General features: G+C 68.0%; 13 protein-coding genes. 6 read left to right on the forward strand and 7 right to left on the reverse strand.

The annotated features are described in order from the left end of the window. Positions 1-36 precede the first annotated feature (36 nt). The 6 genes from C5F75_RS19630 to C5F75_RS19655 form a co-directional block, all read right to left on the reverse strand. Positions 37-819, reverse strand: a complete 783-nt coding sequence (locus tag C5F75_RS19630) for a lytic transglycosylase domain-containing protein (protein ID WP_104012648.1) — start codon at positions 817-819, stop codon at positions 37-39. Further along, on the reverse strand, positions 819-1493 hold the full coding sequence (gene sctR, locus C5F75_RS19635) for a type III secretion system export apparatus subunit SctR (protein WP_059584725.1): 675 nt from the start codon (positions 1491-1493) through the stop codon (positions 819-821). Before sctR ends, C5F75_RS19630 begins: the two co-directional genes overlap by 1 nt. 3 nt (positions 1494-1496) lie before the next feature. Next, a complete protein-coding gene (sctQ, locus tag C5F75_RS19640) occupies positions 1497-2654 on the reverse strand; it encodes a type III secretion system cytoplasmic ring protein SctQ (protein ID WP_104012638.1) in 1158 nt (385 codons plus the stop codon). Positions 2655-3027: 373 nt separating this feature from the next. Continuing rightward, a complete protein-coding gene (locus C5F75_RS19645; protein WP_059584728.1) occupies positions 3028-3426 on the reverse strand; it encodes a winged helix-turn-helix domain-containing protein in 399 nt (132 codons plus the stop codon). Positions 3427-3878: 452 nt separating this feature from the next. Beyond that, entirely contained in the window at positions 3879-6089 is a 2211-nt protein-coding gene (locus C5F75_RS19650) for a xanthine dehydrogenase family protein molybdopterin-binding subunit (RefSeq protein ID WP_059584730.1), read from the reverse strand. 2 nt (positions 6090-6091) lie between these two features. After that, on the reverse strand, positions 6092-6553 hold the full coding sequence (locus tag C5F75_RS19655; protein ID WP_006480868.1) for a (2Fe-2S)-binding protein: 462 nt from the start codon (positions 6551-6553) through the stop codon (positions 6092-6094). Between the two features lie 180 nt (positions 6554-6733). Here C5F75_RS19655 and C5F75_RS19660 point away from each other — a divergent pair, with 180 nt between their 5' ends. The 5 genes from C5F75_RS19660 (at position 6734) to C5F75_RS19680 (ending at position 10901) form a co-directional block, all read left to right on the forward strand. Next, positions 6734-7657, forward strand: a complete 924-nt coding sequence (locus C5F75_RS19660) for an AraC family transcriptional regulator (protein WP_059584731.1) — start codon at positions 6734-6736, stop codon at positions 7655-7657. Positions 7658-8889: 1232 nt separating this feature from the next. Beyond that, positions 8890-9159, forward strand: a complete 270-nt coding sequence (locus tag C5F75_RS36840; protein WP_181035448.1) for a hypothetical protein — start codon at positions 8890-8892, stop codon at positions 9157-9159. Between the two features lie 363 nt (positions 9160-9522). Then, a complete protein-coding gene (locus tag C5F75_RS19670) occupies positions 9523-9846 on the forward strand; it encodes a hypothetical protein (protein WP_059585110.1) in 324 nt (107 codons plus the stop codon). A gap of 111 nt (positions 9847-9957) precedes the next feature. Continuing rightward, complete coding sequence (locus C5F75_RS19675) at positions 9958-10548, forward strand: hypothetical protein (RefSeq protein WP_059584733.1); 591 nt, start codon at positions 9958-9960, stop codon at positions 10546-10548. A gap of 71 nt (positions 10549-10619) precedes the next feature. Further along, positions 10620-10901: a hypothetical protein gene (locus C5F75_RS19680; RefSeq protein ID WP_059584734.1), complete on the forward strand. Its 282-nt coding sequence runs from the start codon at positions 10620-10622 to the stop codon at positions 10899-10901. Here the strand turns inward: C5F75_RS19680 and C5F75_RS37265 are convergent. Then, complete coding sequence (locus C5F75_RS37265) at positions 10885-11196, reverse strand: hypothetical protein (RefSeq protein WP_226093905.1); 312 nt, start codon at positions 11194-11196, stop codon at positions 10885-10887. The two genes, C5F75_RS19680 and C5F75_RS37265, sit on opposite strands and share 17 nt — an antisense overlap. Between C5F75_RS37265 and C5F75_RS19685 the strand changes: the two genes are divergently transcribed. Then, a complete protein-coding gene (locus C5F75_RS19685) occupies positions 11186-12583 on the forward strand; it encodes a chemotaxis protein CheA (protein ID WP_230951201.1) in 1398 nt (465 codons plus the stop codon). The two genes, C5F75_RS37265 and C5F75_RS19685, sit on opposite strands and share 11 nt — an antisense overlap. Positions 12584-12594 lie beyond the last annotated feature (11 nt).

Here is a 12594-nt window from a genome sequence, read left to right on the forward strand (position 1 = left end):
GGGTGCGAGCGCACGGTGCCGCGCGCGATCAAGCGATCACGGGTCGAGACACCGCACGCACAGCCGCTTCGCCTGGCTCGCCGGCAAGCCGCGGCACATCATCACGACCGGGCGCGCATGGCACGACGGCGCATCGGCGGACGCGGCCGGCAACGGCAGCCTGCGCGCGCGTTCGGGCGGCGTGGTCGCGGCCGCGTCCATGCGCCGCTGCCGTGCCGGCGGCGGCACGTCGCGCACGACGGGGATCGGTTCGACGCCGCCTTCGTGCGCGTTGCGCTGCGCGCTCGCGACGACGCGGCTCACGTAGCCGCTCGAGAAACCGGTCGTGAAGTTGCCGCTGTAGTAGCACGACAGCGCCGCGCGCAATGCGGCCTGGGCCGGGCGGCCGGTATTCGACGAGCGGGCGAAGCATTCGGTGAGGATCGCGCCGCCGGCCCGCAGGTTGCGGCACGGCTCGAACATCGTCGTTTCATCGAGCCCGTATTTCGCGAAATTGCGCTCGTTCACCTGCGCGAGCCCGACGCTGTAGCTGAAGCCGCGCGCCGCGAGTTCACGCGCGGTCGCGCGCGCCTCGTCGAGCGACGCCGGCTGGCGCGCCAGGTGGCCGCCCACCACGCCGATCGCATACGGATTGAAGCCGGACTCGGTGCGCACCAGCGCGGCGAGCGTATCGGGGTCGACGTTCGGCGCGCACGCGCCCGCCAGTTGCGCGAAGCCGGCGGCGCTGCCGGCCGCATGCGCGACGCCGTGCTGCCCGCACGCGAGCGCGATCAACACGCAAACGCATGCGGCGGCGGTTCGCAGGGCGCGTGCGCGCATCATCCGGCTCCGGCGACCCGATACGACAGCACGAGCCCGTGCACGAGCAGCGACCAGCCGTCGAGCGCGACGAACAAGAGCAGCTTGAACGGCACCGAGATCGTCGTCGGCGAGATCATCTGCATCCCGAGCGCGAGCAGGATGTTCGCGACCAGCAGGTCGACGACGATGAACACGATATAGATCACGAAGCCGATCTGGAACGCCTTCGTCAGCTCGGCGAGCGTGAAGCTCGGCACCAGCACGAGCAGGTCGTCGTCCTTGATGCCGTCCGCGCGGTGCTTCGGCCATACCGAGGTGGCCGTGCGCACGAAGAATTCGCGGTCGCGCTGCCGTGTATGCGACACGAGGAAATCCTTGATCGGCGGCAGCGCGGCATCGGCGAGCGCGCCGATGTCCGAAGTCGACAACTGTCCCGACGCATCGAAGTGGCGCGCCTGCAGCGCGTCGCGGATCGACATCCCGACGGGCGCCATGATGAACAGCGACAGGATCAGCGCGATGCCGTTCAGCACGAGGTTCGGCGGCACCTGTTGGATGCCGAGCGCGGAGCGCAGCAGGCCGAGCACGACCACCAGCTTCGTGTAGCTCGTCACCATCAGCGCCGCGAACGGCGCGATGCCGAGCGCGGCGATCACCGCGATCAGCGCGACCGGATTCGGCAGGTTGCCCATCGTTCAGCGCTCGCGCGGCGCGGGCTGCGTCAGCGTGACCACGCGCACGCCGAGCTTCTGGCCGACCGCGATCAGATGGCCGGTGCCGATCAGCATCCCGTTCGCGACGAGATGGATCACGCTCTGGTTGATGCCTTGCTGCAGCTCGATCACGGCGCCCGGCTGCAGCGCGCTCAGCTCGCCGAGCGGCATCGACGTGGGCGGCAGCTCGAAGCGCAGGTCGACCGCGAGGCCGTCGAGCGAGCGCGGCGCGTCGGCGGGCGGCGCGTCGTGCGTCGTCGGCGGCGCGGAGTCGGTGCGGGTCGGTTCCAAAGGCATCTCCCTGATTCGTTCGACGGTCAGCCGGTTGCCCGACGGCCGTCCGGTGATTTCCCACGCCGGCGCGGCCGGCAGCCGCGCGACGCACAGCAGGTTCTGCTCGTGCGCCTGCCAGCGCTCGATTGCGATGATGTCGCCGCCGACGACATCGGCCAGCTCGGCCGTCGTCAGCTCGGTGCGGCCGATCTCGAACACGAGCGGCACGGGCAGGTTCGCGTAGGCCGCGCTCGCCGACGTGCGCGCGGCGGGCGCGGCCGCGAAGAACACGGCCAGCGCATCCGGCGCATCGAACAGCAGCGCGCCGTGGCAGCGCCACGCGGCGTCGGCGCGCCGCAGCTCGAAGCGCAGCGCGGCCGGCGACGCGTGCCAGGCCGGCGCGTGATCGGCCGGCGGCAGCAGCTCCACGCGCTGCCGCGTCGCCGCCTGCAGCACGGCCGTGAGCGGCGCGGCGAGGTCGGCGAGCAGCGCCGCGCGGATCACGGCCGGTACGGCCGGGTCGGCCGCCTCGCCGAGCCATTCGGTTTCCGCGACGGGGTCGATCCACAGCGTGCCGGCGGCCGGGCCGACGACGAAGCGGTACGCGTGCGCGTCGGCGGCCGGCTCGGCGTCGACGCGCCAGCGCACCTCGTACGCGTGCTCGCCGAGCGTGACCGGAACGGCGCCGGTCGCGCAGTACGCGTGCGACAGCCCGCGCGCGGCGGCGGCGGACAGGCGCGGCAGGTAGGGCGACGCGTCGAGCGCGACCGCGGCCGGCGCGGCGGCCGCGGGCGGTTCGGAGGCGGCGGGCATGGCCCGGTTCGCGGCGTCGCCGGCGTCGGCATTCGTCAGGAACAGCGCTGGCACGGCGGGATCGGGGCGGATTCGGCGTTGGTTCGACGGGTTGTTCTGGGGCCGGCGGCGCCGAGGGGCGCGCGGCTGCTGCGTCGATTGTAGGGACGGCGATGGCCGCGTGCCGTGCCGGAATCCGTAGTCGCGTCCATCGCGCGGAGATGGCGGGAGCGGGGCGCTACGAAGCGTGACGAAGTGCGGCGGAGGGCGGTGAAGTGCGGTGAAGTGCGGTGAAGGGGGAGGCGACGGCGGGCGCTCAACGGCAACCGCCGCCCGGAGGCGGCGGTCGGGGCGCGACTGGCTAGCGGGCCGGGCGGCGTGCAGGCCGCGAAGGGCTGCGAATCCGCGCGGCGCGGTGGGGAGGCGTGGCCGGCGCGCGGGCGAAGCGTTACGCGTAGTCGGCGGCCATCGCCGGTTGCGGCGCCGCGCGCAGGATCGGCGCGGCCTCGTGGCGCTCGACGTGCGTCATCGCCGCACCGAACAGCACGAGGCGATAACCGACCGCGTAGATCGGGATGATCCGCAGGTTCTTGTCGTGTTCGAGCTGCAGTTTCGAACGGATCCGCGAGATATGCGTGTCGAGCGTGCGCGACGACACGCCGAGCTCGCGGCCCCACACGGCTTCCTGGATTGCCTGCCGCGGCACGATCTTGTTCATGTTGTCGAGCAGGAATTCGACGACGTCGAATTCGCGCGGCGTCACGTCGACGACCTTGTCGTCGATTTCGATCGTGCGGCGGACGAAGTTGATTTTTATGTTGTCGATGTACAGGTATTTGCAATCCATGGTGGCCCTCGCATGTCCTAGAAGGAGTGTTTGCGGGTCCTGTGCAGCAACTTCCGGGCCAGGGGCGGGATCGTCACGTGGTGGCGGCCGCGCGGAGCGGCGCAGAGGGTCCGGCGGCCTTGAATTCAAAAGAATTTTTAACGGGAAGCGTCGGGCAGACGATGATAGGGCTGGATCGACGGTGAAGGATTGTTACGTAGCATCGGCGCGCCGACGTTACGGGCGTTACGTCTGACGTAACGTGGGAGAGGGGATGGTTTACGGGGACGGGCTGGATGATGGTTCAGCCAGATAGCGAACCCTACATCGAACTCTACCGGGTTTGCCTTATTTTATTTTTAAATCAATGGGTTGTATGAAATTCCCGCCGACATCGAACCCTACATCGACAGCGGCGAAACGCCGGCCACGGGGCATGCCCCGCCCGCGGCCGGCGCGCTATCGCATCGGGATCAAGCCTTCGCGCCATCCGCCGAATCGAACGGCAGCACGTAATGCCGCTTGCCCGTCGCCGCGAAGATCGCGTTCGCGACGGCCGGCCCGACCGGCGCGACGCCCGGCTCGCCGACCCCGGTGGGCGCCTCGGCCGACGGCACGATATGCACCTCGACCTTCGGCATCTCGGCCATCCGCAGCACGTGGTAGCCGTCGAAGTTGCGCTGCTCGACCTGGCCGTCCTTCAGCGTGATCGCGCTGTGCATCGCCGCGCCGAGTCCGAACCCGATGCCGCCTTCCATCTGCGCGGCGACGATGTCGGGATTGATCGCGATTCCGCAGTCGACCGCGCACACCACGCGCTCGACCTTCACCTTGCCGTCCGCGTCGACCGACACCTCGGCCACCTGCGCGACATAGCTCTTGAACGCCTCGGCCACCGCGATCCCGCGCCCGCGCCCCTTCGGCAGCGGCTTGGCCGGATCCCAGCCGGCCTTCTGCGCGGCCAGCTCCAGCACCGCGCGCATGCGCGGCTCCTTCGCGAGCAGGTCGCGGCGGAACGCGTACGGGTCCTTGCCGGCCGCGTGCGCGGCTTCGTCGATGAACGCCTCGACCGCGTAGGCCGTGTGCGAGCTGCCGACCACGCGCCACCACAGCACGGGCACGCCCGTCTTCGCGGTGGTGAGTTCGACCGACACGTTCGGCACCGCGTACGGCAGGTTCGCCGCGCCCTCTACCGACGTCGCATCGATCCCGTTCTTGACCATGAACGCCTCGAACGGCGTGCCGGCGAGGATCGACTGGCCGACGATCCGGTGACGCCAGCCCACCAGCCGGCCGTCCGCGGTCAGGCCCGCGTCGAGCTTGTGGAAGTACATCGGCCGGTAGAAGCCGCCCTGGATGTCGTCCTCGCGCGTCCATTGCAGCTTGACGGGCTTGCCGTCCGCGCCGAGCGCCTTCGCGATCGACACGGCCTCGACCACGTAATCCGACCACGCGTTCGCGCGCCGGCCGAAGCTGCCGCCCGCATACAGCGTGTGGATCTTCACCTGCTCGGGCTTCAGTCCGGCGACCTTGGCCGCGTTGCCCTGGTCGACCGTCTGGAACTGGTCGCCGGCCCAGATCTCGCAACTGTTCGCCGTCAGCTTGACGACCGCATCGAGCGGCTCCATCGGCGCGTGCGCGAGATACGGGAATTCGTACGTCGCGCTGATCTTGCGCGCCGCGCCGGCGATCGCCGCATCGGCATCGCCGTCCTTGCGCGCGGACGCGCCCGGCTTCTCCGCGAGTTGCCGGTATTCGCGCATGATCTCGTCCGAGCCGCGCTTTTCCGCCTTCGTTTCGTCCCATTCGACCTTCAGCGCGTCGCGGCCCTGTTTCGCGGCCCAGAAGCCCGTCGCGACGACCGCGACGCCGCCCGGCACCTGCACGACCGAGACGACGCCCGGCACGGCCTTCGCGGCTGTCGCGTCGAACGATTTCACCGTCGCGCCGAAGCGCGGCGGCCGCTGCAGCAGCGCGACGCGCATGCCGGGGAACGTCGTGTCGAGCGTGAATTGCGCGGTGCCGTTCGATTTGGCCGACCCGTCGACGCGCGGAATGCGATGGCCGATCAGCTTGAAATCGGCCGGCTGCTTCAGCGTGACCTTGTCGGGCACGGGCAGCTTCGACGCATCGGCGACGAGCGCGCCGTACGTGGCCGTCTTGCCGCTCTTCGCGTGCGTGACGACGCCGTTGGCGGTGGTCAGCTCGCCGGCCGGCACCTTCCAGCGGGCCGCCGCGGCGGACACGAGCATCGCGCGCGCCTTGCCGCCCGCTTCGCGCAGTTGCTGCCACGAGTTCGCCATGGCCGAGCTGCCGCCCGTGCCCTGCATCGTGCCGAACGCGAGGTTCGCATAGCGCTTCGCATCGGCCGGCGCGCTTTCGACGCGCACGCTCGACCAGTCGGCGTCGAGCTCCTCGGCGACGATCGTCGCGATGCCTGTATACGCGCCCTGGCCCATTTCGACGTGCTTCGCGATGACCGTGACGGCGCCGTCGGGCGTGATGCGCAGGAATGCATTCGGCGCGAATTCGCCGGCCGGGGCGGTGGCGGCGAGCGCGCGGCGGCCGAGGCCGGCCCAGTCGAAGCCGATCGTCAGGCTGACGGCGGCGGTTGCCCCCGCGGCTTTCAGGAACGTGCGGCGCGACGGGCGCACCGAACCGGTATTGTCGAGTTCGATCGTCATGGTCAGGCTCCCAGCGTCGCGGCCGCGTCGTGGATTGCGGCCCGGATGCGGGCGTAGGTCGCACAGCGGCAGAGGTTGCCGTTCATCGCGGCGTCGATGTCCGCGTCGGTCGGCTTCGGGTTCTGTTCGAGCAAGGCGGTGGCCGACATGATCTGGCCGGACTGGCAATAGCCGCACTGCGGCACCTGGAGCTTGACCCACGCGGCCTGCACGGCCTGCGCGGGCTTGCTTTGCAGGCCTTCGATCGTCGTGACGTGCTTGCCCGCGATGCCGGCGAGCGGCAGCACGCACGAGCGGACGGCCTGGCCTTCGAGATGCACCGTGCATGCGCCGCACTGCGCCATGCCGCAGCCGAATTTCGTGCCGGTCAGTCCCGCGTGTTCGCGAATCGCCCAGAGGACGGGCATCGACGGATCGGCGTCGAGCGTGACGTTCTTGCCGTTCAGGACAAACGAGGTAGGCATTTTTATGTCTCCATGGGGAAAACCCGCCTTACGGGCAGGTTAGCCGGGAGTGTGCGCGAGCAGCCGCTTTTTGCGTCTACCCAATCCTGCAAATTTATTGAACAATCCTGCAAATCCCCGCCACGCCGCGAGCCGTTTCGCTATGCTCGCGCGACACGGGAAATCATTCGAGGATGCGTCATGGACATGACCGATATCGTCGCGTCGCGCGAATCCGGCCGGCGCGAACTGGCGTCGCTGATCGGCCGCTTCGCGCCGGCCGACGGCTCGCATTCGACGGCCGTGCCGGGCCTGATGCTGCATCGGCACACGCGGCCGGTCGACCTCGGCTGCGGCGTGTCGCGCGCCGCGCTGGTGATCGCCGCGCAGGGCGCGAAGCGCGTGATCGTGGCCGGCCAGGCATACGAATACGACACCCAGAATTGCCTGATTACGTCGATCGACTTGCCGATCCTGTCGCGCGTGACGCGTGCAACGCCGGAGGCGCCGTACCTGTGCCTGTCGCTGACGCTCGATCCGCAGCGCATCGTCGAGCTCGCGGCCGAGATGCGGCTGCCGGAGCCCGAAGCCGGCCCGGAAGGCGAGGGGATCGCGCTCGCCGAGCTGACGCCGCCGCTGCTCGATGCGGCGTTGAGACTGCTGCGGCTGCTCGATACGCCGGCCGACATCGCGGTCGTCGCGCCGCTGATCGAGAAGGAAGTGCTGTACCGGCTGATGACGAGCGGGCAGGGCACGCGGCTGCGGCACATGGCGATCGCCGGCAGCCAGACGCACCGGATCGCGCGTGCGATCGAATGGATCCGCGATCACTTCGCGGAGCCGATGCGCGTCGAGTCGCTCGCGCAGGCGGTCAACATGAGCGTGTCGTCGCTGCACCATCATTTCAAGCACGTGACGACGCTGAGCCCGCTGCAGTACCAGAAGCAGCTGCGGCTGCACGAGGCGCGGCGGCTGCTGCTGCGGCAGGGCGGCGACGTCGGGTCGGTGGCGGCCGTCGTCGGCTACGAAAGCGCGTCGCAGTTCAGCCGCGAATATAGCCGGCTGTTCGGCGCGCCGCCGATGCGCGACGTCGTGCATCTGCGGAAGAAGGAACTGCTCGGCTGACGGGCGGCCGGCCCGTTGCCGCTCATCAATTCGCGACGACCGTTGCCTGGCGGAATGCCGGCGCTGCGCTCCGGTTTCACTGACGAGCCCGTCGATGCCTGAACGACGCAAGCATCGATCGGTGGCGACCTTCATCGCCTTTTCACCGACACGCCGATTGGCGTGCGGCCGCTGCCGCGCATTGACCGTTCGGTATGTACGTTCGTGTTTCGCGCGTGCATGGTGGGGGCAGTGACGCGTCCGTGTCGGTCGCAGGATCGATGCGGTCCGATAGGACGAGATGCGCGATAAACCAGGCTGTTGCGAGATTGGCGACCTGAGCGCCGTTTTGAATCGGCACGTTTCAGTGATGAGAATCAAGCGGATGGTGGATCGAGTATGTCGCTTCAACGAATGACTCGTCGGTGCGCCATGGATGAAAGGCGAATCGAATGGAAATGAAAAAATGATGCGCCTGTTTTTGCCAGGATCGCATGTTTTTCCTTTTAAATTTTTACGGCCGCAACGCGCCGGACGGCAGCATTCTCGCTGCATGATCGTGTGGCTATTCTCACGGATGAATCAAATCCGTTTCCCATTTCAGAGTGACTCGGTGTTCCGGCCGTATCGGCGGCCATTCGGCGTCGGGCATCGAGCGACTGAATCCGCGTTGTCCTGCGTCATGGAAGGTTTGCCGGCATGCTGCAACACGCGGTTTGCCGGCGCAAGCGCGTGAACCAGCGGCCCTGTCGCGAAACGCTTCTCAACTATGAAACAACCGTTCGCAGGGGTGTCCGGCGTGCCTTGTCGCGCCGAATTCAGCGCATTGCGTCGCATTGTTCGAGGATCACTGCCGCGAACGTCCCGTTATCGCGATACATTCGTGAAACAAAAAATGCCATTCCCGGCGAAATGATCAGGCCTGGCGGCTGTTTTCGGCGCGCAATGCTCGGTGGAATATCGCATGGCATGCGGTTTGCGACACAGGACGCACCGGCGAGCGGTCGACACGATGCAACAACGATGTGGGGGCGGCCAGTTCGTCATAAGCCAGTCGGGGAAGCGGCGATGAACACTATAAGCAGTGGCTTGATCCGCGCGTTTCTTGCGCACCATAGGGGTAGTCCGATTGATCGGGGTAGCGCTTGCGACGCAGTGCCAGCGTCGCCGGTCGCGCCTTGCCGATTTCGCGCCCTCCGCGCGCGCCGCGTGCTGGAGCGGTTGCCGTTGCGCGCCGCAACCCGGCGACAGCGATGCTCGACTTCATCGAGCGTTCCCGGATGGGCCACGCTGTTCATGCCGGACAGCGCGCCGATTCCACTTCAACCGTGCAGAGCCGTTTCGATCGCGCCGGGCCAGTGCCGGCGCCGGCCGGACTAGATCGAACGCGCGTCGGCCGGATTATCCGGAAGGCCTTTCTTCGTAAGCTCAGGGAGCAGACATGTCGTCTGGCTGCAATGCATGCCCGTTATCGCCCGGCTAAAGGGCATATGCGGAACGCGTGCCGCATTTTGCAGTATTAAATACATTCGCGAATTTTCAATTCGGAAAGCGGGTGCCTGGTTTGCGCGTCGCTTTTGGATGGGGTATTGAAAATCGCGAGCCGGAAGGATGTGCGCGTCGTTCCGGTTGATGTAATCGTGGGTGTTTCAAGGGCGTATCAATGCTCATAAAAATAATAGAAAACACCTACGCATAAATTTTGGAAAAATTGAAAACATAAAACTAGACTTCGGCTGGCCAAAAATAAATGCGAAGGTTTGCAATTCGATAAAGATTTCCCGATTTGATAGCAATCCTTATTTTTCGAGGATTGCTCGAGGCAGGAGGATCGATGGCGTGCGATCTTCCATGCTCATTCTCTCCACGCCGTTATGGAGTCGACCATGAAGAAGCTTCTGATTGCAGCAGCAGTTCTGGTGGTTTCGGGTGCAGCGTTTGCCGGCAGCGGCACGGTGTCGAGCACCACTTCGACGAGCGGTGGCCAGACGATGGCAGGGGTCACCGGGTTCGGCCACTTCACCGCGACCGATTCCGGCTCCGCACTCGGTGCAGCCGGTGCAACGGCGGGCTACGGCGGCAGCGGCTCGATCTCGTACACGAACCACACGCAAACGTCGACGGTCGGCGGCTTCGGCTTCGGCGGCGCACAAGCAGGCGGCAGCAGCGGCGCGAACGCGGGCTCGACCGGCTGGACGTATCACCACTAAGCCGCGACGCGTAGCGTTCGTCATTGGCTGGCGGTGCGGAGGCCGGGCCTTGCCGCGTGCGGGCAGGCTCGGCTCCGCCACCGTCGAACTTCCTCACGGCAAGGGATTGCTATGAAAGCCAAAGTCATTTTAGCGACCGCGCTTACCGTCATTTCGTCCGCTGCATTGGCGGCCGGATCGTCCACGACCAACCAGACGCAATCCGTTGCGGCGGGTGTTTCCGGTTCGGTGCTGGTCGGCTCCGGCAGCTATACCAGCAATTCGACTTCGACGGCCGGCGCGAATGCAGGCAGTACCGTGACACCGGCCGGCTCCGCCGGCACGGCGTCCGCGTATCACAACTCGACTTCGACGGCCAGCGGTTGGGGCACGAACGGGGGCGCGTTCGCGGCAGGCGGCGGTATCGGTGCCGCCGGCTCGTTCGCCGGAAACGGCAGCACGAACGAGAACGCGAATGCGCTTTCGGGCGGGGTGACCGCCACGATCGTACTCGGCGCGAACCACTACACGGCCACGGGCGCAAACGACCACGGCATGGCCAACGCCGGCGCCGCGGGTTGGACGGGCATGGGCGGGTCGGGCGCGATCGCGGGCTCGAATCACACCAACGCGTCGACCGCGTGGAGTACCGGCCCGGCCGGTTCGCCGTCCGCATCGGGCGGAAGCCAGGCCGACTCGAGCGCGACCGGGAGCAGTCATTAGTCAGGTGTGGGGGGCCAGTTTCCCAGCGACGCTGGTCTCTTTTCCACCTTGTTGTCACGTAAGGAGTTGGCATGAAGCAGAACCTGATTGCCGCCGCGCTGATGCTCGCGTCGCTGACGGCGTATGGCGCCGACCGTGCCGCCGATGGCGGGCAATCGACTATGCAGACGTCAAACAACCGTGACCAGACAACCAAACCGTCAGAACAACAAACGCTTTCGTCGGGCAGCGCGATCGGCGGACCTGACACCCGGCAATGGCAGGGCATGTCGGCCGGCTCGTGGTCCCAGCTGGGCAGCGGCTGGAAGCAGTTCGGGGAAGCAGCGAAATCTGAAGTCATTCAGGGGAATTAGTACGGTTGCCTGGGTCGGAGGTCCAACCTCGTCCGGAGAGTGAAATGAACAGCAACAGGATCAAGGTGGCATGTGCGGCGATGTTCGCGATGACCACGATCGGCGCCCAGGCGCAAACCGCCGATTCGACGTCGAGCGCGCAGTCGACGACGTCGTCGACCGCGATCAGCCAGGGCGGTGGTTCGAGCATGAACACGAACACCACGAGTTCGCGCGGCGGCAATGCCACGAGCAGCAGCGGGGTACGCGGCAGCGGCAATTCGAGCGTGAATGTGAACGTGACGATGCCGTCCACTACGGCCGGCGGCAACGTGGCGCCGCAGAGCACGAACGCACTCGCGACCGGCGCGCCGGGCTCCAGCCCGTACAACACGCAGGCGACGGAAAACGTCAATTACTCGGGCACGCAGACGATCAAGACGAATCCGTCGATCCAGGCGCCCGGCCTCACGACCACGCTGTCCGATACCTGCATGGGCTCGGTGAGCGTCGGCGTGTCGTTCCCGGGGTTCGGCGCGACGGGCGGCACGACGCTGGTCGACCAGGCCTGCGTGCGGCGTCTCGATGCGCGCGAATTCCGTGCGATGGGGTTGACCGACGTGGCGCTCGCGCTGCTGTGCCAGAGCGATGCGAACCGGCGCGCGGTGGAGGCGACCGGGCACCTGTGTCCGGGCACGACCGCGCCGCTCGCGCGTTCGAACGTGGCGCCCAGCGTCGAAGCGACCGTCGCGGACGACATCAAGTATCGCGATCCGATCGTGCGCGACCGGATGGGCCTGCCGCCGCTCGGCTCGACCGTGCCGGCGCCCGCGGCGACGCGCCCGATCGAGACGGCGTCGATGCGCGCCGCGCCTGTTTCGGTGCCGGTTCCTGTCCCGACGATGGCGCCCGTCGCCGCCGCGCCTGCCGTCGCGACGCCGGCCGTTGCCGCAGCCGCGCCGGCCGTTGCCGCGCCGGCCGTTGCAGCGGCAGTCCCCTCGGCCGCGGCGCCCGTGGCGACAGCCGCGCCTGCGGCCGTCGCCGCGCCCGCTGCGTCGGTCGTACCGGCCGCCGCAATGGCCGCCGTGCCGGCTGCAGCGGTCATTGCCGCACCGGTCGCGGCCGACAAGGCCACGCCAGTGCCTGCCGCACCGGTGGCCGATACGAAGGCGCCGGAGCCCGCGCAGCCGGTCGCCGACAAAGCCTCCGAACCCGCGCCGGCGATTGCCGACAAGACGCCCGGGCCTGCTCCGGCCGTCGCCGACACGGCTCCCGAGCCAGCACAGCCCGTCGCCGACAACGTACCGGAGCCGATACCGGCCGCGACCGACACGGCGCGGGCTGCGGGCGAGATGGTGGCCGAACCGATGCCGGCGGCTGCCGTCGTCGCGGCGCCGGCAGCCGATGCGAAGGCTGCCGATGCGAAGGCTGTCGAACCGGCGCCGCAGGCATCGGCCGAACCGCCTGCCCCGGAGGCCGCGCCGCCGGCCGTCGTCGCGGCACCGGCCGACATGCCGGCCCCCGTCGCGAAAGTGCCGGACGCGGTCGAACCCGCAGTAGCCGCCGCCGCGCCGCCCGCCGCCGCATCGGCGTTGACCGATCCGGCGCAAGCGTTGTCGCCGGCCACGGTCGACCAGCAGGCCGCACCTGCTGCGCCGGTCGCGCCGGCGCCGACCGTCATCTCGACGAGTACCTCGTCGTAAGCATGCGGACC

The sequence above is a fragment of the Burkholderia anthinoferrum genome (assembly GCF_002925705.1).
Lineage (GTDB): Bacteria > Pseudomonadota > Gammaproteobacteria > Burkholderiales > Burkholderiaceae > Burkholderia > Burkholderia semiarida.

Excerpts from the sequence above, each read along its gene's own strand:
- C5F75_RS19630 (WP_104012648.1), bottom strand. The coding sequence starts at position 819 with ATGCGCGCACGCGCCCTGCGAACCGCCGCCGCATGCGTTTGCGTGTTG.
- sctR (WP_059584725.1), bottom strand. The coding sequence starts at position 1,493 with ATGGGCAACCTGCCGAATCCGGTCGCGCTGATCGCGGTGATCGCCGCG.
- C5F75_RS19645 (WP_059584728.1), bottom strand. The coding sequence starts at position 3,426 with ATGGATTGCAAATACCTGTACATCGACAACATAAAAATCAACTTCGTC.
- C5F75_RS19650 (WP_059584730.1), bottom strand. The coding sequence starts at position 6,089 with ATGACGATCGAACTCGACAATACCGGTTCGGTGCGCCCGTCGCGCCGC.
- C5F75_RS19655 (WP_006480868.1), bottom strand. The coding sequence starts at position 6,553 with ATGCCTACCTCGTTTGTCCTGAACGGCAAGAACGTCACGCTCGACGCC.
- C5F75_RS19660 (WP_059584731.1), top strand. The coding sequence starts at position 6,734 with ATGGACATGACCGATATCGTCGCGTCGCGCGAATCCGGCCGGCGCGAA.
- C5F75_RS36840 (WP_181035448.1), top strand. The coding sequence starts at position 8,890 with ATGCTCGACTTCATCGAGCGTTCCCGGATGGGCCACGCTGTTCATGCC.
- C5F75_RS19670 (WP_059585110.1), top strand. The coding sequence starts at position 9,523 with ATGAAGAAGCTTCTGATTGCAGCAGCAGTTCTGGTGGTTTCGGGTGCA.
- C5F75_RS19675 (WP_059584733.1), top strand. The coding sequence starts at position 9,958 with ATGAAAGCCAAAGTCATTTTAGCGACCGCGCTTACCGTCATTTCGTCC.
- C5F75_RS19680 (WP_059584734.1), top strand. The coding sequence starts at position 10,620 with ATGAAGCAGAACCTGATTGCCGCCGCGCTGATGCTCGCGTCGCTGACG.
- C5F75_RS19685 (WP_230951201.1), top strand. The coding sequence starts at position 11,186 with ATGCCGTCCACTACGGCCGGCGGCAACGTGGCGCCGCAGAGCACGAAC.